The following is an 18,795-nucleotide window of genomic DNA, read 5'->3' on the forward strand; positions in this document are numbered from 1 at the left end:
ATGCTCCGCAGGGGCTAGCCTGGGGAGCATACTGCCGAGCATGGCTCGGCACTAGGGAAAATGCGGTGTAAGGCCCCTGCCGAGCATGGCTCGGCACTACAAAAGCGGGGCAAAAAAAAACGCCGGCGTTGGCCGGCGTTTTTCTGGGCGTTGCTGCAGGCCTCAGTGCTTGAGGTTGCGGCGCAGACGCTCCAATGCCTGCAGCTGGGCAGTGACTTCGGCCAGCTTCTGCTGCGCCTCGGCCAGCTCCATGGCTTCGCCACGGTGGGCCAGCACGCGCTCGGCTTCTTCCTTGGCCTTGCGCACCGATGCTTCATCGATGTCGCTCGCACGGATGGCGGTGTCGGCCAGCACGGTCACGACCTGCGGCTGTACTTCCAGGATGCCGCCGGAAATGGCGAAATCCAGGTGTTCCCCGGCAGCAGTGGTGACCACGACCTTGCCCGGCTTCAGACGGGTGATCAGCGGTGCGTGCTTGGGCGCGATGCCCAGCTCGCCCAGCTCACCGGTGGCCACGACCAGGGTCGCTTCGCCGCTGAAGATCTGCTGCTCGGCACTGACGATGTCGCAACGGATGGTGCTCATGGATCTCTCTTCGCCTGGTTGGGTGGGCCTGCGCCCACCGCAGGTTGCCGCGTGGGCGGAGCGAACTCCGCCCTACGTGGGAATTAGGCCTTCTCGGCCATCTTCTTGGCCTTCTCGACCGCTTCTTCGATGCCGCCGACCATGTAGAACGCCTGCTCCGGCAGGTGGTCGTATTCGCCATCGACGATGGCCTTGAAGCCACGGATGGTGTCCTTCAGCGGCACGTACTTGCCCGGCGAGCCGGTGAACACTTCGGCCACGTGGAACGGCTGGCTGAAGAAGCGCTCGATCTTACGGGCGCGCGACACGGCTTCCTTGTCTTCCTGGGACAGTTCGTCCATACCCAGGATGGCAATGATGTCCTTCAGTTCCTTGTACTTCTGCAGGGTCTGCTGGACGCGCTGTGCGGTGTCGTAGTGCTCGCTGCCGATGACCTGCGGGTCCATCTGGCGCGAGGTCGAGTCCAGCGGATCCACGGCCGGGTAGATACCCAGCGAGGCGATCGAACGCGACAGGGTCACGGTCGAGTCCAAGTGGGCGAACGTGGTGGCCGGCGACGGATCGGTCAAGTCATCGGCGGGCACGTACACGGCCTGGATCGAGGTGATCGAGCCGGACTTGGTCGAGGTGATGCGCTCCTGCAGGACGCCCATTTCCTCGGCCAGGGTCGGCTGGTAACCCACGGCCGACGGCATACGACCCAGCAGTGCCGACACTTCGGTACCGGCCAGGGTGTAGCGGTAGATGTTGTCGACGAACAGCAGCACGTCCTTGCCCTTGCCGCTGGCGTCCTTCTCATCACGGAAGTACTCCGCCATGGTCAGGCCGGTCAGTGCAACGCGCAGACGGTTGCCCGGCGGCTCGTTCATCTGGCCGTACACCATCGCCACCTTGTCCAGGACGTTGGAGTCCTTCATTTCGTGGTAGAAGTCGTTGCCCTCACGGGTACGCTCACCCACGCCGGCGAACACGGACAGACCGCTGTGCGCCTTGGCGATGTTGTTGATCAGCTCCATCATGTTGACGGTCTTGCCGACGCCGGCGCCGCCGAACAGGCCAACCTTGCCGCCCTTGGCGAACGGGCACATCAGGTCGATGACCTTGATGCCGGTTTCCAGCAGCTCGGTCGAGGAAGACTGGTCTTCATACGACGGGGCCGAACGGTGGATTTCCCAGCTGTCCGACGCCTGCACCGGGCCGGCTTCGTCGATCGGGCGACCCAGCACGTCCATGATGCGGCCCAGGGTGCCAGCGCCGACCGGCACCGAGATGGCGCGGTTGGTGTTGGTGGCAACCAGGCCACGCTTCAGGCCGTCGGTCGAGCCCAGCGCGATCGCGCGGACGATACCGTCACCCAGCTGCTGCTGGACTTCCAGCGTGATTTCGGTGTTGTCGACCTTCAGCGCGTCGTACACCTTCGGCACGTCGGTGCGCGGGAATTCGACGTCGACGACCGCGCCGATGATCTGAACGATCTTGCCCTGACTCATTGCTGCATCCTCTAAATGTGTGCTGTTGACTGCGCGCGTTAGACCGCTGCCGCGCCGCTGACGATTTCGGAGATTTCCTGGGTGATCGCTGCCTGGCGGGCCTTGTTGTAGACCAGCTGCAGGGTTCCGATCATCTTGTTCGCGTTGTCGCTTGCCGCCTTCATCGCCACCATGCGAGCTGCGTGCTCGGAGGCAACATTCTCCAGCACCGCCTGATACACCAACGATTCGATGTAGCGGGTGATCACGTGCTCAAGCACGGTTGCCGCGTCGGGCTCGTACAGGTAATCCCAGTCGTGCGAAGCCACCTGCTTTTCGGCGGCCGGCAACGGCAGCAGCTGGTCGAAGCTGGCCTTCTGCGTCATCGTGTTGATGAAGCGGTTGTAGACCAGGTAGACGCGGTCAACCTTGCCTTCGGTGAAGGCATCGAGCATGACCTTGATCACGCCGATCAGCGTTTCCAGCTTGGGCTGGTCGCCGATGTTGGCCACCGAGGCAGCCATGTTGACGTTGACGCGACGGAAGAACGCGCCGGCCTTCTGGCCAACGGTCACCACGTCGATCTCGGCGCCCTTGTCCTGCCAGTCGCGCATTTCCGCGACCGTCTTGCGGAACAGGTTGTTGTTCAGGCCACCGGCCAGACCGCGATCGGAAGAGATCACGATGTAACCCACGCGCTTGACCTGCTCACGCTCGACCAGGAACGGGTGCTGGAAATCGGTGCTGGCCTGGGCCAGGTGACCAATCACCTGCTTCATCGCCTGCGCGTACGGACGCGAGGTCTTCATCCGATCCTGCGCCTTGCGGATCTTGGAGGCCGAGACCATTTCGAGCGCGCGCGTCACCTTGCGGGTGTTCTGCACGCTCTTGATCTTGGTTTTGATTTCGCGTCCGCTTGCCATCTCTTATTCCCATAGAGCGGGGCTGTGCCCCGCTTTATCAGTGTGAAGCGGAGCAAGGCTCCACTCTACATACGCTCTTACCAGGTGCCGGTGCTCTTGAAATCGGCGATGCCCTTCTTGAAGGCAGCTTCGATGTCGTCGTTCCAGGCGCCGGTGCTGTTGATCTTGGAGGTCAACTCACCTGCGGTGTTGGCGAAGTGGGCGTGCAGGCCGGCTTCGAACGAGAGCAGCTTGTTGACCGGCACGTCGTCGAGGAAGCCCTCGTTGACGGCGTAGATCGACAGCGCCTGGTCGGCGATCGACATCGGTGCGTACTGCTTCTGCTTCATCAGCTCGGTGACGCGCTGGCCGCGCTCCAGCTGCTTGCGGGTCGCTTCGTCCAGGTCCGAGGCGAACTGCGCGAACGCAGCCAGCTCACGGTACTGGGCCAGCGAGATACGAATACCGCCGGACAGCTTCTTGATGATCTTGGTCTGGGCCGAACCACCCACGCGCGACACCGAGATACCGGCGTTGACGGCCGGACGGATACCGGCGTTGAACAGGTCGGTTTCCAGGAAGATCTGGCCGTCGGTGATCGAGATCACGTTGGTCGGAACGAACGCGGAAACGTCGCCAGCCTGGGTTTCGATGATCGGCAGTGCGGTCAGCGAACCGGTCTTGCCGGTGACGGCGCCGTTGGTGAACTTCTCGACATACTCTTCCGACACGCGAGCTGCACGCTCGAGCAGGCGGGAGTGCAGGTAGAACACGTCACCCGGGTAGGCTTCGCGGCCCGGCGGACGCTTCAGCAGCAGCGAGATCTGGCGGTAGGCAACAGCCTGCTTGGACAGATCGTCGTACACGATCAGGGCGTCTTCGCCGCGGTCCATGAAGTACTCGCCCATGGTGCAGCCAGCGTAGGCGCTGATGTACTGCATCGCAGCCGATTCGGAAGCGGTGGCAGCCACGACCACGGTGTGGGCCAGGGCGCCGTTTTCTTCCAGCTTGCGCACGATGTTGGCCACGGTCGAAGCCTTCTGGCCGATCGCGACGTACACGCACTTGATGCCGGTACCCTTCTGGTTGATCACGGCGTCGATCGCCATGGCCGTCTTGCCGGTCTGGCGGTCACCGATGATCAGCTCGCGCTGGCCACGGCCGATCGGGATCATCGAGTCGACCGACTTGTAACCGGTCTGCACCGGCTGGTCGACCGACTTGCGCCAGATCACGCCCGGTGCAACACGCTCCACCGGGGCGGTCAGCGCGGTGCCCAGCGGGCCCTTGCCGTCGATCGGCTCACCCAGCGCGTTGACAACGCGGCCGAGCATTTCCGGGCCCACCGGCACTTCCAGGATGCGGCCGGTGGTCTTGGCCACGTCGCCTTCGCGCAGGTTCTGGTAGTCGCCCAGGACCACGGCGCCGACCGAGTCGCGCTCCAGGTTCAGTGCCAGGGCAAAGGTGTTGTTCGGCAGTTCGATCATTTCGCCCTGCATCACGTCGGCCAGACCGAAGATGCGCACGATGCCGTCGGACACGCTGGTGACGGTGCCTTCGTTGCGCGATTCCGCGGACAGGGCGACCTTCTCGATGCGGGTCTTGATCAGTTCGCTGATTTCAGAGGGGTTGAGCGTGGTAGCCATCGTCAAGTCCTAGTGCCGGCTTGTGGCCGGACGGTAATGTGAATTCAGTGTGCGAGCGCGGTCTGCAGGCGCGACAGCTTGCCCTTGAGCGAGCCATCGATGACCACGTCGCCGGCATCGATCACGGCGCCGCCGATCAGCGAAGCGTCCACCGCGGTCGATACCTCGACGTCGCGGCCGAAACGCTTGCGCAGCGCAGCCTTGATCTTGTCCAGTTCCTCGCCCGACAGTTCGGCGGCCGAGGTGACGGTGGCCTTGACCACGTGTTCGGCTTCAGCGCGCAGCTGCTCGAACAGACCGGAGATTTCCGGCAGTTGCTGCAGGCGGCGGCCTTCGGCCAGCAGGGCCAGGAAGCGACCGTAGGTCTCGCTGGTCGCGTCCGGGGTCAGCAGGGCGACGGCATCGCCGCGGCTCAGCTGCGGATTCGACAGCAAGGCCGACACGCGCGGATCGGCTGCAACGCGGGCGGAGAACGCAAGCGCGTCCGACCACGGCGCGAACTTGCCTTCCTCACGCGCAATCGCAAAAGCGGCGCGGGCGTACGGGCGGGCAAGCGTGAGGGCCTGGCTCATCGATCAGATCTCCGCAGCCAGCTCGTCGAGCAGCGCCTTGTGGGCGTTGGCATCGATTTCGCGCTTGAGCAGCTTTTCGGCGCCGGTCACGGCCAGGGCGGACACCTGCTTGCGCAGATCTTCGCGGGCACGGTTGGCGGCAGCGTCGATTTCAGCCTGGGCCAGTTCTTTCTGGCGGTTGGCTTCGGCGATGGCTTCGTTCTTGGCGGCTTCAACGATCTGGTTCGCACGGGCATGCGCCTGGTCGATGATCTCGTTGGCCTTGCCACGGGCTTCCTTCAGCGCCTCGTTGACCTTCACTTCCGCCTGGGCCAGGTCTTTCTGGCTGCGGTCGGCAGCGGCCAAGCCCTCAGCGATCTTCTGCTGGCGCTCTTCAATGGCCTTCAACAACGGCGGCCAGATCTTGGTCGCGATGATCCAGATCAGCAAAGCAAAGGCCAGGGCCTGTGCAAAGAGGGTGAGATTGATATTCATGAATTAGCTCGATCGCTGGTGTCGGGGGTGGTCGTGCCGCCGTGGCGGCACAACCGAACCTTCATCCGAAGTCGGGTGCCAGCAGGCACCCGACCGTCTCACTGCAGCTGGATCAGCCGGCCAGCTTGGCGGCTTCGGCCAGCAGGGCAGCAGCCAGCGGGTTGGCGAAGGCCAGCAGCAGGCCAACGGCGACCGAGATGATGAATGCGGCGTCGATCAGGCCGGCGGTGATGAACATGCGGACCTGCAGGACCGGGATCAGTTCCGGCTGGCGAGCGGCCGATTCCAGGAACTTACCAGCCATGATGGCCAGACCGAGGCCGGCGCCCAGCGCGGCCAGGCCGATCATGATGCCGACGGCAAGGGCGGTGGAGCTCTGAACTTGGGCGAGGTTGGTCAGGACGGCGAAGTACATGGTTATCTCCAGGAACTTTAAGTAGCTAAGGGTGATGAAACGGATGAAGGTTGAAACTGGGTGAAGCTTGTAACTTTAGTGACTGTCTTCCGACAGGCTCAAGTACACGATGGTCAACATCATGAAGATGAAGGCCTGCAGCGGGATCACCAGCAGGTGGAACAGCATCCAGCCAAGGCCGAACACGCCACCGGCAACGGCACCGAATACACCGGCGCCGCCCAGCACCCAGATCAGCAGGAAGACGATCTCGCCGCCGAACATGTTGCCGAACAGTCGCATCGCCAGGGAGATCGGCTTGCTCAGCCACTCGACGATGTTGAGGATCAGGTTGAACGGCATCATCCACTTGCCGAACGGGGCCGTCAGGAATTCCTTGACGAAGCCGCCGATGCCCTTGGACTTCAGCGCGAAGAAGATCATCAGGATGAACACGCTGATCGACATGCCCAGGGTGGCATTGACGTCGGCGGTCGGCACCGGCTTCCAGTAGTGGATGCCTGCCAGCTCAAGCGGCTTGGCGATGAAATCGGCCGGGATCATCTTGATGAGGTTCATCAACAGGATCCAGAAGAAGATGGTGATCGCGATGGGCGTGATCAGCTTGCTCTTGCCGTGGTAGGTGTCCTTGGCCTGGCGGTCAACGAACTCCAGGCAGATCTCGACGAAGGCCTGCCACTTGCCCGGCACACCTGCCGTGGCCTTGCGGGTTGCCATCCAGAAGGCGAACACCATCAGCAGGCCCATCAGGACCGCGGTGACGATGGTATCGACGTGGATCGTCCAGAAGCTACCGCCGTCCCCGACCTTGGCGGTCAGATTCTGCAGGTGATGCTGGATGTACGTGGTAGGAGTTAGAGCCTCGCCCGCCATGTGTCCGGAACCTTTATGAGTGAATCAACGTCTGGCCAGAGCCAGAACCTGGAACATCAGCGCCACTGGAATTGCCGCCAGCAGAGCCAAAGGAGGAAGTCGCCACCAGAAAAAAGCCATTCCCAGCACGGCAACAATCAGCACAATCTTCAGCATGAACCCCAGGAACAGGCGGACCATTGCTGAACCAGCGGCCTGAACGCCGCCACCGAGCCCCACCCACGCGGCCAGCGCCGTCCCTGCCACCACCGCCAGGCCCGAAACAAGGGCACCCAGCGCATGCTTTGGCCCCACGAAGAGGAAGGCCAGAGCCAGGACCACCACTGCGGCCAGCGGGTAGACCGCGGCGCGCAACATCAGTCGCCGACCCGCGTCAACGGAGTTCAGCACGTCAAAGTGTCCTGCTTCAGGTAAAGGGAAGAGCCGAATCGCGCAAAGGCGTCTCGTCGAGCCGCGAAAGTATAACAGCGGGACAATTTGCGAGACAACCGGCATTTATCCCCATTTGACTATGCAAGTGGCCGCAATATCACGTTTTTTCCCCTTCCGCGCGGCCACCCGGGGGCCATGCGGGACAATGGATATTGCGCTGCAACACGGGAACTTCCAGGGAACCTGCCGGTCAGACCTTCGCAGTCCACCATCCGCTACCTCGTCGGGCGGGTGCGCGGGCTCGGGTGAGGTGGTGTCGCACGCCCTCGGCGGCACCACCTCACCGCAATTGATCTTCGCGTACACATTGCCTGCACGCTGCGCTCACCCCTCTCTACACCGGATCGGCGAAGGTCAAGCGCTCCAACGCAACATCAGGTAATGGCATGCGCAACTCCCGCTACATTCTCGCACTTGCTCCGTGCGCACTCACACTCGCTCTGATCCATGCACTGCCTGCGCAAGCCGCCGAAGGCGATCCGCGTTTCACGCTGCGGCTTGGCGCAATGAACATCGACACCGACAACACCATCCGCGGCAGCACCACGGTTGCAGGCCAGGACATCAACCTGTCCGAGGACTTCAGCCTGGGCGGCAAGGAGTGGGAGCCGCGCGTGGATGGCCTGTTCCGCATCAGTGATCGCCAGCGGCTGATCTTCGACTACTTCAAGTACGACAAGGACCGCCGCGAGACGCTGGACGAAGGCGTCAGTTGGGGCGACACCACGGTACCTGCAGGCAGCTTCGTCAAGGGCGAACTGAAGTACCAGGTGGCAACGCTGGTCTACGACTACTCGGTGGTTGATGGTGATCGTTTCGACCTGGGCCTGCAGCTCGGTGCCGAGTACGCCAAGATCAGTGCCGACGCCTACGCCGATGTAGGCGATGTCTACCAGGGTCGCTTCCTCAACGAGAAGGCCGACGGCATCGCACCGGTGGTTGGCGCGCGCTTGAGCTTCACGCCTTCGGAGCATTGGCTGATCAACCTGCAGGGCCAATACCTCAATACAAGCTGGGGCAACTTCGATGATTACAAGGGCGACCTCAGCCGCGCCAATGCGATCGTGCAGTACAACGTCAACAAGAACTTCGGCATTTTCGCCGGCTACGACTGGTTCAAGCTGGACGTGGACCAGAAGGGCAGCGATGGCGTCATCGGCCTGAAGCAGGAGTTCAAGGGCCCGGTGGCGGGCGTGAGCCTGTCGTTCTAGAAGCGGCCCTCCCGCAAGCGCGAGAGGCGCATGCAGTGCCGAGCCATGCTCGGCAGAGGCTCTACCGGCAAGGCCGCAAACGCAGCACCGCTGCGCCAAGCCCCTCTTCCAAAGAACGGGAGCGCGGCATGTAGTGCCGAGCCATGCTCGGCAGAGGCTTTACCGGCAATCCCCAAGCGCAGCACCGCTGCGCCCACAAGCACCCTCACCCCAACCCCTCTCCCGCATGCGGGAGAGGGGCTACACGCCCTAGGGCTGCAACAAGCGCCCGCCTTTCACCACCGCCGCCGGTCGCGTCAGCACCGCAACGTCCTGCAACGGATCGCCGTCGACCGCGAGCATGTCGCCGAAGCGCCCCACTTCCAACGCCCCGACGTCCGTCTGCCGCCCCAGTGCTTCGGCCGCATCAAGCGTCGCCGCACGGATCGCCTGCAACGGCGTCATGCCCCATTCCACCATCTTGCCGAACTGACGTGCGTTGTCGCCGTGCGGGTACACCCCCGCGTCGGAACCAAACACCATCCGCACGCCGGCTGCATGCGCGTCGCGGAAGGTTTCGCGCTGCTTGCGTCCCACCTGCCGCTCCTTCTGCAGCGACTCGGCGAACAAGCCATTGTTCTCACCCTCGGCAAGGATGTAATCACTGCCGTAGATATCCATCGAAAACCAGGTGCCCTGCGCGCGCGCCAACTTGAATGACTCCGCATCGGCCAGGCTGGCATGCTCGATGGTGTCAGTACCGGCGCGGATGGCCGCGTTGATGCCGCTGCTGCCATGCGCATGCACCGCCACCTTCATGCCCAGCCGGTGCGCCTCCTCCACCAGCGCCTGCATCTCCTCCTGGCTGTATTGCTGCTCGCCCAGCGTCGTCCCCTTGGACATCACCCCGCCAGTGCCGCAGAACTTGATCACCTCGGCCCCGAATTTGCGCAGCTTGCGCACCGTGGCGCGGATCGCGTCCGGGCCGTCGGCCGCACCGGGATTGGGCACGGTCACCGATGGCGGCAGGCCACCACCGTCGCAATGCCCACCGGTAGCGCCAATCGCAAAGGTGGCCGGCACGATACGCGGCCCATCGATGTAACCGGCCTCGATGGCCTGCTTCAAGGCCACATCATCGAAGCCGGCCGAACCGAGATTGCGCACCGTGGTGAAGCCCGCGCGCAGCGTGCGCCGCGCATTGACCACGCCCACCACGGTCCAGAAGTTGTCGGTGTATTCCAGCCCCTGGTAGCCGCCCAGGGTGGGATCGATGGTCAGGTGCACATGCATGTCGATCAGGCCCGGCAGCAGGGTGCGCGCGCCCAGGTCGATGTGCTCGGCACCGGCGGGCAGCGGATCGCCGGCGCGGCCGATGCGGCTGATCCTGCCATCGACGATCTCGATCTGCGGTTGCTGCACATAGCGGCCGCTGCGCACGTCCAACAGGCGTGCGGCACTGACCACGCTGGTTCCAGCGTGCGCCACCATGGATACACAAACACCGACAACGACCAGCGCAAGAGCTGGCACGCGCACTCTGGTTCGCATCATCGTTCCCCGGGGCAATGGGTGACGTCAGGGTCCAGCGGCGCCAGCTTGCGCCAAGCCTGCGGGGCGAGCAACTGGCCGGGGTCCGGAAACAACAACGCCTCGACAGGCAGGGCGTTGCTTGGAATTACCGACACCGCGACAGGGGCAGCCCGGCGTGCCCGGGATCAGTTCTGAGGTGGTGCCGCGGCAGGCGGCACCGGAAACATCTGCGTCGCCACGCAGATGTAATCGGCCAACGGCATCTGGCCGATGCCGGCGCGGCGCTGATCAACCTGCTCCGGCGCCTCCATCGGCTTGGCCTGCCAACGGCCATCGACTGCCAGGAGCTGGCTGCCATAGCGCTGCAGCTCGCCGCTGTTGACCAGTACGCGGTCGGTCAGCAACGCGAAATCGTGCGCCGATATCTCACCACGCTGCACCATGGGCTCAATGCTGCCCACTACCTGGCGCTGGAACGCGACGTCAGCATCGGCATGCTGCACCAGCAACCAGGCGGCGGAAACCGCATCGCTCCCGACCTGCGCTGCACTGGGCAGACCACCATGCGTGGCCACGATCTGCTTGATACGCGGCAGATTTGCGGCATCCACTGCCTGCAGGTTCTCGACCATGGCCCGCGTCCACTCACCCTGGCGAGCTTCCTGGTCAACCTGTGCCATGTCCAGCAGCTGCTGGCGAAGTGCCGGCTCCGAATATCCTGCTTCGGTCTGCGCATTCCCGCGCGCTTGCGCGCGCAAGCCATCAGCCTCGACGAAAGGTGCCGCGCCAGGGCATTTCAGCAAGGCGGCGGCCAGCGCAGGGTCCTGCTCCCCTGCAATCGCCGGGCCGGCGAACAGCAGCCCAACCAACACCGTGATCCGCAACATTCCCTTGCTCCTTTGGACTGCCAGAAACAGCGACGCCCCGGTGAGGGGGCGTCGTGTGGCTTACTTCTTCTTCGGGATATACAGGTCGGTGATGGTCCCGTCGTAGATCTCCGAGGCCATCGCCACCGACTCGCTCAGGGTCGGGTGGGCGTGGATGGTGTGGCCGATGTCCTCAGCCTCGGCGCCCATCTCGATGGCCAGGCCGATCTCGGCCAGCAGCTCACCGGCGTGCACGCCGACGATGGCACCGCCGATCACGCGATGGGTTTCCTCGTCGAAGATCAGCTTGGTGAAGCCTTCGGTGCGAGCGATGCCAATGGCGCGACCGCTGGCCGCCCACGGGAACTTGGCCACGCCCACCTTCAGGCCCTTGGCCTTGGCCTCGGTCTCGGTGACGCCAACCCAGGCGATTTCCGGATTGGTGTAGGCCACCGACGGGATCACCCGTGCCACCCACTCCTTCTTCTCGCCGAAGGCGACTTCAGCCGCCAGCTTGCCCTCGTGCGTGGCCTTGTGCGCCAGCATCGGGTTACCGACGATGTCACCGATGGCGAAGATATGCGGCACGTTGGTGCGCATCTGCCGGTCGACCGGAATGAAGCCGCGGTCGGTGACTTCGACGCCGGCCTTGTCGGCATCGATCTTCTTGCCATTGGCCGAGCGGCCCACGGCAACCAGCACGCGATCGAAGGTGCCGCTTTCCATCGCCGGCTTTTCGCCTTCGGTAGCGGCCTCGAAGGTCACCGTGATGCCCTTCTTGTCGGCGCTAACGCCCGCAGCCTTGGTCTTCAGGTGCACCTCGATGCCCTGCTTCTTCAGGCGGTCGGCCAGCGGCTTGACCAGGTCCTTGTCGGCGCCCGGCATCAGCTGGTCCATGAACTCGACCACGGTCACCTTGGCGCCCAGGGCGCTGTACACGGTGGCCATTTCCAGGCCGATGATGCCGCCGCCGACGACGAGCAGCGAACCCGGCACTTCGGCCAGTTCCAGTGCATCGGTGGAGTCCATCACGCGCTTGTCTTCCCACGGGAAGTTCGGCAGCTTCACCGCCTGCGAACCGGCGGCGATGATGCACTGCTCGAAGCGCAGCAACTGGGTCTTGCCGTCGTCGCCGACGATTTCCAGCTCATTGGCCGAGATGAACTTGGCCAGGCCATGCACAGTGCGGATCTTGCGCTGCTTGGCCATGCCGGCCAGGCCCTTGGTCAGCTGACCGACGACCTTTTCCTTGTAGCCGCGCAGCTTGTCCAAGCTGATCTTCGGTGCGCCGTACTCAATGCCAAGTTCGTCGGCATGGGCGGCGTGGTCGATGATTTCAGCGGCGTGCAGCAGGGCCTTGGACGGGATGCAGCCGACGTTGAGGCAGACGCCGCCGAGGCTGGCGTAACGCTCGATCAGCACGGTATCCATGCCCAGGTCGGCGGCACGGAAGGCGGCGGTATAACCGCCCGGGCCGGCGCCCAGCACCACGATGCGGCACTCGATGTCGGCGGTGCGGCCACTGGACGGCAGCGCCTTGGCGGCGACAGCCGGGTCCGGCGCGCGGTGCGACGGGGTCACCGGTGGCTTGCTGCCCGGGGCGGCCTTGGCCGCTGCCGGGGCGGCAGCGGCGGCGCCTTCCAGCACCACCACCACGTCGCCGACCGACAGCTTGTCGTCCAGCTTGACCTTGATTTCCTTGACCACGCCATCGGCCGAGGACGGCACTTCCAGCGTGGCCTTGTCCGATTCCAGCGTGACCAGGCCCTGGTCCTTCTTCACCGTGTCGCCGACGGCGACCAGGATCTCGATCACCGGCACGTTCTGGTAATCGCCGATGTCCGGCACCTTGACCTCGATCGGGCCGGATGCGGCTGGCGCAGCAGCGGCAACCGGTGCGCTGACGGCTGCCGGAGCGGCGGCCGCGGCAGGCTGTGCAGCCGGCGCAGGTGCGGCGGCAGGTGCCGGGGCTGCGACCGGGGCAGCGCCCTCGCCTTCAGCTTCCAGGATCACCACCACATCGCCCTCGGACAGCTTGTCGTCGAGCTTGACCTTGATTTCCTTGACCACACCCGCAGCCGAGGACGGCACTTCCAGCGTGGCCTTGTCCGACTCCAGTGTGACCAGACCCTGGTCCTTCTTCACCGTGTCGCCCACGGCCACCAGAATCTCGATCACCGGCACGTCGTTGTAGTCGCCAATGTCCGGAACCTTGATTTCAATCGTCGCCATTGTTTTCTCCTGTGGGCTCAGCCGGCATCGCCGACGAACCGGTCATGCATCTTGTCGAGCGCGCGTTCGATGTTGGCGTAGCGCTTCTCGTATTTTTTGTCTTTGCTATGGGCCAGCTCGATCAACAGCGCCGCCTGTTCCTGCAGCGCTTCAAGCTGGCCGCAACCCGGCCGCTGACCGCTGTAACGCTCGCCGTTGACGGTGAAGGACAGCACCTCGCCCTCGGTGACCGGCGCACGCGCCGCCACTTCCGGCGAAGCCAATGCCTTGCCCCAGACCTCGAGCAGACGCTGTGCCAGTGCATCGGGCAACGGTGCCTGGGCGAACTCGGGCTCCTGGTCGAGTTGCAGGTTGACGCCACCGCGACCGGCCGTCGTGCTCCAGTTGTAGATGCGCTTGTCGGCCATGCCGGCCAGCACCATCCACTGGCCGTTGCCGGCGTCGCGGCGCAGCAGCACCTGTGACTCGACGCCCCGGGCCGGCAGCACCAGCAGCGACAGGCCGTCTTCGGCCTGGCCGCCGAGCAGGCTGCTCGCCGCCTGGCCGTAGTTGCCCACCGCCGGCGGCCAACCCTGGCCGACCACCGGCTGGCACTGGCGGGCGGCCAGTGCCGGGCCCGTCAGGGCGGCCAACACCAGCGCCAACAAGGCGCGTCGCGGCGCCACTGGCATCACAGCAGCACGCGCCGCATGTCGGCCAGCACCTGCGACAGGTAGGTGGTGAAACGCGCGGCCAGGGCGCCGTCGATGACGCGGTGGTCATAGCTCAGCGACAGCGGCAGCATCAGCTTCGGGGCGAATTCCTTGCCATTCCAGACCGGCTGGATCGAGGACTTGGAGACACCCAGGATGGCCACTTCCGGCGCATTCACGATCGGGGTGAAGGCGGTGCCGCCAATGCCACCCAGCGAGCTGATCGAGAAGCAGCCGCCGCTCATGTCGGCCGGGCCAAGCTTGCCGTCGCGGGCCTTCTTGGCCAGTTCGCCGGTTTCCTGGGCAATCTGCACCACGCCCTTCTTGTCGGCGTCGCGGATCACCGGCACGACCAGGCCGTTCGGGGTATCGGCGGCAAAACCGATGTTGAAGTACTTCTTCAGGGTCAGGTTCTCGCCGCTGGCATCCAGCGAAGCGTTGAACTCGGGGAACTTCTTGAGCGCGGCGGCGCTGGCCTTGATCAGGAAGGCGAGCATGGTCAGCTTGATGCCGGCCTTCTCGTTTTCCTTGTTCAGCGCCACGCGCAGCGCTTCCAGATCGGTGATGTCGGCCTGGTCGAACTGGGTGACGTGCGGAATCATCGCCCAGTTGCGGGCCAGGTTGGCGCCGGAGATCTTCTTGATGCGCGACAGCTGCACCACTTCGGTCTCGCCGAACTTGCTGAAGTCCACCTTCGGCCACGGCAGCAGGTTCAGGCCACCGCCGGCAGCCGCCGGGGCACCGCCACTGGCAGCAACACCGCCGGACAGCGCGCCCTTGACGAACTTCTGCACGTCGGTCTTGGTGATGCGGCCGCCCTTCTCGGTGCCCTTGACCTGCTGCAGGTCCACGCCCAGCTCACGGGCGAACACGCGCACCGCCGGGCTGGCATAGGGCACGTTGGCCGGCAGCACGCCTTCGGCATTGAACTGCACCGGCGGGGTAGCCGGCTTGCTGGTGGTAACCGAGTCTTCCTGGGCGATCTCGCGCTGGGCCAGCTTGTCGGCGACCGGGGCAACCGCCACCGGCTCAACCTTGGCGCCGGTCTCGGCGGTGGCTTCAATCTTGGCCGGGGCGGCCGGGGCAGCAGCGGCAGCCGGCTTGGCGGCCTCTTCGCTCACCTCGATCAGGGCCACGACCTTGCCCTCGGACAGGCCGTCGCCAACCTTGACCTTCAGCTCCTTGACCACACCGGCGTAGGCCGACGGCACTTCCATCGTGGCCTTGTCCGATTCCAGCGTGACCAGCCCCTGGTCCTTCTTGACCGTATCGCCTACGGCGACCAGCACTTCGATCACCGGAATGTCGCTGTAGTCACCGATATCGGGGACAAGTGCTTCCTTGATTTCGGCCATGAAACTACTCCAGCAACAGTGAGGGAATCCTCTATTGTGGCGTTAGCGGGCCGCAGCGCCAACCGCTACAACTGAATTCGCCTGCGTATGTCCCCGGACAAGGGCATGCCATCCGAGCCAACAAGGCCGCAATGTCTGCTCCTGGACGCGTGTTCTGACTTGCCGGCTGTCCTGCCTGTCCTAGCCGGTCAAGCCCCTTGTTGCAGGCGTTACCACCCCATTGGGCGCATTCAACCACGCTTGCAGCACTTGCCATTGCCCGGTCAGGCGCGGCAACGACCATGCCGCATTGGCCGGGCTGGTCGACGCCAGGGCCAGCACCGGCAGCGCAGCCGCCAAAGGCGGCAAAGCGGGTGCGATCCATCGCTGGAACGCAGTGTGTGCCGCGGCACCATTACAGGCGATGGCCTGCAACTGCGGCAGGCCGGCGAGCAACGCCGGGATGGGGTTGGGCACTTCGCTGCCACGCACGATCGCCGTATCCAGGCTGCCGACACGTTGGCATTGCCCGATCACGTCCCACAGGCCGATACCCGATTGTTGCAGACACTGTAGGCGCTGCGCATAGGGCAGCTGCGCCTCGAAGCCACACAGCGCAGCCATCAGCGGCCAGAAGCGATTGCGTGGATGCGCGTAGTAGCGCGATTCATGCAGCGATATCGCGCCCGGCATCGAGCCCAGTACCAGCACGCGGCATGAGGTCGATAGCTGCGCGGGCAGGCCCCGCAACAGTGCGTCACTCATCACGCGCACCACAACATCGTGAACGGAAATTTCTGTCGATGCTTCGTGTCCATGGGATCCCTCTGTTTTTCGCTGAACGCATTGGCACTGAAATCTCCTTGCGTTTAGAGCGATTCATCTTGCCATCGTTAGGGTTGCCTCGCCCCATCACGAGGGCCTAGATAACAGCGTAGTCCCGATCGCAATACGAGGAGTCAGTTATGCGTTCCATCAAAATTCTCAGCCTTGCCACGCTCAGCGCACTTGCGCTTTCCTCCACCGCGTTCGCGCAGGATGGCAATGGCGATACCGCATCGGGCAAGCATTTTGCCGTGGTTGGCGGCATCAGCCTGCTGCAGCCGAAGAACGACCCGATCGACGGCATTGGCAAGGTCGATGGCGGTCCGGCACCGACGATCAGCGCCAGCTACTACTTCAACGACAACTTCGCCGTTGAACTGTGGGGTGCCGCTGACAAGTTCGATCACCGCGTGCGCACCGATGGTGGCGCCAAGGTCGGCAGCGTCGAGCAGCAGCCGCTTGCACTGAGCGCGCAGTACCACTTCGGCCAGGCGGACAACGTATTCCGTCCGTTCGTCGGCCTGGGTTACTACGAGTCGAACTTCAGCAACGAGAAGATCGATGGCCTGGGCAGCACCGGCAACCACGTTGGTGTGGATACCGCCAAGGGCGCGATCGGCACCGTCGGCGTTGACATGAACATCAACTCGACCTGGTTTGCCCGCGCCGATGCGCGCTACATGCACGCCCGTCCTGACCTGCGCGTCGCCGGCCAGAACGCTGGCGAGCTGAAGCTGGATCCGTGGACCGTTGGCTTCGGCCTGGGTGCACGCTTCTAAGCGACTATGTTCCTGGCAATACCGTTGTAGATGCAATGCAGCGCTTGCAAATGAAACACGGGCCGTTCGCGGCCCGTGTTTTTTTTTGGGTGCCCCCCTCTCCCCAACCCCTCTCCCGCGAGGGGAGAGGGGCTTGGAGCACAGCGAGTGCAAGCATTCCCAGTGACTGCAACAAAAGCAGCTGTTGCTGTTGCGCTGCAGTTGCGTTGCTGTTGTTGCTGTTGCTTTCGCCCCTCTCCCCCCGCGGGAGAGGAGGGGTTGGGGAGAGGGGGCAGCTTTCCACGCAAACTAAGGGCTGCCGTCATCACCCCACTGCAGCGCCAGGTAATCGAAGTTGTGCTGCAGCCGCGGCTTGACCACGTCGAAGAATGGCGACACATCGAAATCGCGCGGCGTGTACAGGCTGTAGTTGCGGATGTGCAGGATCTCCTGCGACTGCTCGGCACCGCCCACCTGCGCAAGCACCGTCTCGATCTCCGGCAGGATCGGGTAGCGGATCGACTCGAAGGCCTGCGCCAACAAGGTCGAACAGATGGCCTTGGTTGGCTCACCACTGCCCAACGCGATCAGCCGACGGCGCATATGTCCCGGTACTGGCGGCTGCCGGATCAGGAATCGCGCCAGGTCGAAGACATTCTTCAGGTCGTAGCTATAACCCAGGCGTGCACGCATGAAGCCGACCAGTTGATCCACCACCGCCGGTGAAAGGCCCTGCGGACGGCAGATACGGGTGTGCTGATTGGCGAACTCGCTCAACGGAATGCGGCGCACGCCCTGCTCCACATCCACGTCGATCAACATCGGTTGCGGTTTGCCACCTTCGAGCAAGGGCTCCTCACCGATATACAGCGCCGCATGCGACCAGGTGGACTGGCTCAGGTACTTGATGGCCGTGGAGAAACGGCTATTGCCCTCCACCAGCAGCACATCGCCACGGCGCAAGGTGCGCAACAACATCGCCGGGTCGCTGGTCGACGGCCGCATCTGGTTGCGACGCGGCTGCGCCAGGAAGTGCGCCAAACGGCGCCCGAAGAACTGCAGCACTCCCATCCACGATCTCCGAATCTGCTTCGCTCAGACTAGCCGGGACAGCCCCCACTCGCCATCGGGTACGGGCTCAGCGAGGACTGCGGTCAAACTGACGATAGCGCTGGTGATGACGTACCCTGCGCCGCAGCAACCAGGCATACATGCCGGCATAACCGAGCAACAGGGCCGCCATCGCCAGCAGACCGGCATGGCTGAGCCAGCCCGTGTCCGGCCATGGCACGCCGTTCACCGATGCCTGCCAGCCCTGCACCATGCCGGCGACCACACGCACCACGATCATCGCGGTCAATGCCAACACCAGCCAGGTGTTGGGCTTGTAGTGCAACGCCTCCGGGCCAGGCTCGAAGCGGGTCAGGTAGTGGCCGAGCACGCCCACCAAGAGGCCTGCCAGCCAACCCAGCGCGGCGTAACTCCAGGCGCCGGACCACCAGAAGCCGGCGACCCCGGCAAACACCGCGAACATGCCGGTGGATACCAGCGTTGCCCAGAAGTTGAAGGTGATCAGCCAGGGCCGCGCCTGCCGCCGCGCACCGCCACTGCGCACGCGCTGCCACAGCGACAGCGGCATCAACAGCAGCAGGATCGCGACGAAAACCAGTATCGCCAGCGGCAGAGCGAAAAGCACAGGCATGGGGGCTGATCCATGGATGCAGATCCAGAGAGTACGCCATGCCGGATACCGGTAGTACCGAGCCATGCTCGGCAGAAGCCTTACCGACATTCCCGACCTGTAGTGCCGAGCCATGCTCGGCAGAGGCCTTACCGGGATGCCAAACCTGTAGGAACGGCGTAAGCCACCAAGCAAGCGCACTTTCGGATCGCAATGTCGCGGGCTCCGGTGGCGATATCAGCTTCGCGGCTTACGCCGCTCCTACATGGGTGTTACCGGGAGAGCCTCAGCCAAGCATGGCTACGCACTACATTTT

Annotated in this window: 19 protein-coding genes; 2 read left to right on the top strand and 17 right to left on the bottom strand. The window is 64.0% G+C overall.

What is annotated here, in order from left to right:
* Window positions 1-162: 162 nt before the first annotated feature.
* The 9 genes from ACVOLQ_RS20130 to ACVOLQ_RS20170 form a co-directional block, all read right to left on the bottom strand.
* Entirely contained in the window at window positions 163-585 is a 423-nt protein-coding gene (locus ACVOLQ_RS20130; RefSeq protein ID WP_057626868.1) for a F0F1 ATP synthase subunit epsilon, read from the bottom strand.
* 83 nt (window positions 586-668) lie between these two features.
* Window positions 669-2,075 (bottom strand): F0F1 ATP synthase subunit beta, encoded by a 1,407-nt coding sequence (gene atpD / locus ACVOLQ_RS20135; protein WP_312916206.1) that lies wholly within the window; start codon window positions 2,073-2,075, stop codon window positions 669-671.
* A 38-nt stretch (window positions 2,076-2,113) separates the two neighbouring features.
* A complete protein-coding gene (atpG, locus tag ACVOLQ_RS20140) occupies window positions 2,114-2,977 on the bottom strand; it encodes a F0F1 ATP synthase subunit gamma (protein WP_057626866.1) in 864 nt (287 codons plus the stop codon).
* A 77-nt stretch (window positions 2,978-3,054) separates the two neighbouring features.
* The gene (gene atpA, locus ACVOLQ_RS20145; protein ID WP_282272809.1) at window positions 3,055-4,602 is read right to left on the bottom strand and encodes a F0F1 ATP synthase subunit alpha; all 1,548 of its coding nucleotides are present in this window, start codon (window positions 4,600-4,602) and stop codon (window positions 3,055-3,057) included.
* A 44-nt stretch (window positions 4,603-4,646) separates the two neighbouring features.
* A complete protein-coding gene (locus ACVOLQ_RS20150; protein WP_293715042.1) occupies window positions 4,647-5,174 on the bottom strand; it encodes a F0F1 ATP synthase subunit delta in 528 nt (175 codons plus the stop codon).
* A gap of 3 nt (window positions 5,175-5,177) precedes the next feature.
* On the bottom strand, window positions 5,178-5,648 hold the full coding sequence (locus ACVOLQ_RS20155; RefSeq protein ID WP_293715039.1) for a F0F1 ATP synthase subunit B: 471 nt from the start codon (window positions 5,646-5,648) through the stop codon (window positions 5,178-5,180).
* A gap of 112 nt (window positions 5,649-5,760) precedes the next feature.
* Entirely contained in the window at window positions 5,761-6,063 is a 303-nt protein-coding gene (atpE, locus tag ACVOLQ_RS20160; RefSeq protein WP_054661978.1) for a F0F1 ATP synthase subunit C, read from the bottom strand.
* A 75-nt stretch (window positions 6,064-6,138) separates the two neighbouring features.
* Window positions 6,139-6,936 carry a F0F1 ATP synthase subunit A gene (gene atpB / locus ACVOLQ_RS20165; protein WP_313173334.1) on the bottom strand — a complete coding sequence of 266 codons (798 nt, stop codon included), beginning with the start codon at window positions 6,934-6,936 and terminating at the stop codon, window positions 6,139-6,141.
* A 24-nt stretch (window positions 6,937-6,960) separates the two neighbouring features.
* The gene (locus ACVOLQ_RS20170; RefSeq protein ID WP_313173335.1) at window positions 6,961-7,326 is read right to left on the bottom strand and encodes a hypothetical protein; all 366 of its coding nucleotides are present in this window, start codon (window positions 7,324-7,326) and stop codon (window positions 6,961-6,963) included.
* 428 nt (window positions 7,327-7,754) lie between these two features.
* Between ACVOLQ_RS20170 and ACVOLQ_RS20175 the strand changes: the two genes are divergently transcribed.
* On the top strand, window positions 7,755-8,579 hold the full coding sequence (locus tag ACVOLQ_RS20175; protein ID WP_313173336.1) for a hypothetical protein: 825 nt from the start codon (window positions 7,755-7,757) through the stop codon (window positions 8,577-8,579).
* 249 nt (window positions 8,580-8,828) lie between these two features.
* On the opposite strand, the gene ACVOLQ_RS20180 is transcribed toward ACVOLQ_RS20175, so the two are convergent.
* The 6 genes from ACVOLQ_RS20180 to ACVOLQ_RS20205 form a co-directional block, all read right to left on the bottom strand.
* Complete coding sequence (locus tag ACVOLQ_RS20180; RefSeq protein ID WP_481529095.1) at window positions 8,829-10,109, bottom strand: Xaa-Pro dipeptidase; 1,281 nt, start codon at window positions 10,107-10,109, stop codon at window positions 8,829-8,831.
* A gap of 167 nt (window positions 10,110-10,276) precedes the next feature.
* On the bottom strand, window positions 10,277-10,978 hold the full coding sequence (locus ACVOLQ_RS20185) for a DUF6624 domain-containing protein (protein ID WP_481529096.1): 702 nt from the start codon (window positions 10,976-10,978) through the stop codon (window positions 10,277-10,279).
* 60 nt (window positions 10,979-11,038) lie between these two features.
* Window positions 11,039-13,189 (bottom strand): dihydrolipoyl dehydrogenase, encoded by a 2,151-nt coding sequence (lpdA, locus tag ACVOLQ_RS20190; protein ID WP_481529097.1) that lies wholly within the window; start codon window positions 13,187-13,189, stop codon window positions 11,039-11,041.
* A 17-nt stretch (window positions 13,190-13,206) separates the two neighbouring features.
* Window positions 13,207-13,854, bottom strand: coding sequence for a hypothetical protein (locus tag ACVOLQ_RS20195; protein WP_481529098.1), 648 nt, complete (start codon window positions 13,852-13,854; stop codon window positions 13,207-13,209).
* Between the two features lie 5 nt (window positions 13,855-13,859).
* The gene (locus ACVOLQ_RS20200) at window positions 13,860-15,236 is read right to left on the bottom strand and encodes a dihydrolipoyllysine-residue acetyltransferase (RefSeq protein WP_481529099.1); all 1,377 of its coding nucleotides are present in this window, start codon (window positions 15,234-15,236) and stop codon (window positions 13,860-13,862) included.
* A gap of 180 nt (window positions 15,237-15,416) precedes the next feature.
* A complete protein-coding gene (locus tag ACVOLQ_RS20205) occupies window positions 15,417-15,980 on the bottom strand; it encodes a DNA-deoxyinosine glycosylase (RefSeq protein ID WP_481529100.1) in 564 nt (187 codons plus the stop codon).
* A 200-nt stretch (window positions 15,981-16,180) separates the two neighbouring features.
* Here ACVOLQ_RS20205 and ACVOLQ_RS20210 point away from each other — a divergent pair, with 200 nt between their 5' ends.
* Window positions 16,181-16,819, top strand: a complete 639-nt coding sequence (locus ACVOLQ_RS20210) for an OmpW/AlkL family protein (protein WP_481529101.1) — start codon at window positions 16,181-16,183, stop codon at window positions 16,817-16,819.
* Window positions 16,820-17,107: 288 nt separating this feature from the next.
* Here ACVOLQ_RS20210 and ACVOLQ_RS20215 read toward each other — a convergent pair whose 3' ends face one another.
* Together ACVOLQ_RS20215 and ACVOLQ_RS20220 are read right to left on the bottom strand one after the other, a co-directional pair.
* On the bottom strand, window positions 17,108-17,869 hold the full coding sequence (locus ACVOLQ_RS20215; RefSeq protein ID WP_313173344.1) for a YiiX/YebB-like N1pC/P60 family cysteine hydrolase: 762 nt from the start codon (window positions 17,867-17,869) through the stop codon (window positions 17,108-17,110).
* A gap of 67 nt (window positions 17,870-17,936) precedes the next feature.
* Window positions 17,937-18,500 (bottom strand): CcdC protein domain-containing protein, encoded by a 564-nt coding sequence (locus ACVOLQ_RS20220; protein ID WP_481529102.1) that lies wholly within the window; start codon window positions 18,498-18,500, stop codon window positions 17,937-17,939.
* Window positions 18,501-18,795 lie beyond the last annotated feature (295 nt).

This window comes from Stenotrophomonas sp. STEN031, assembly GCF_056759975.1.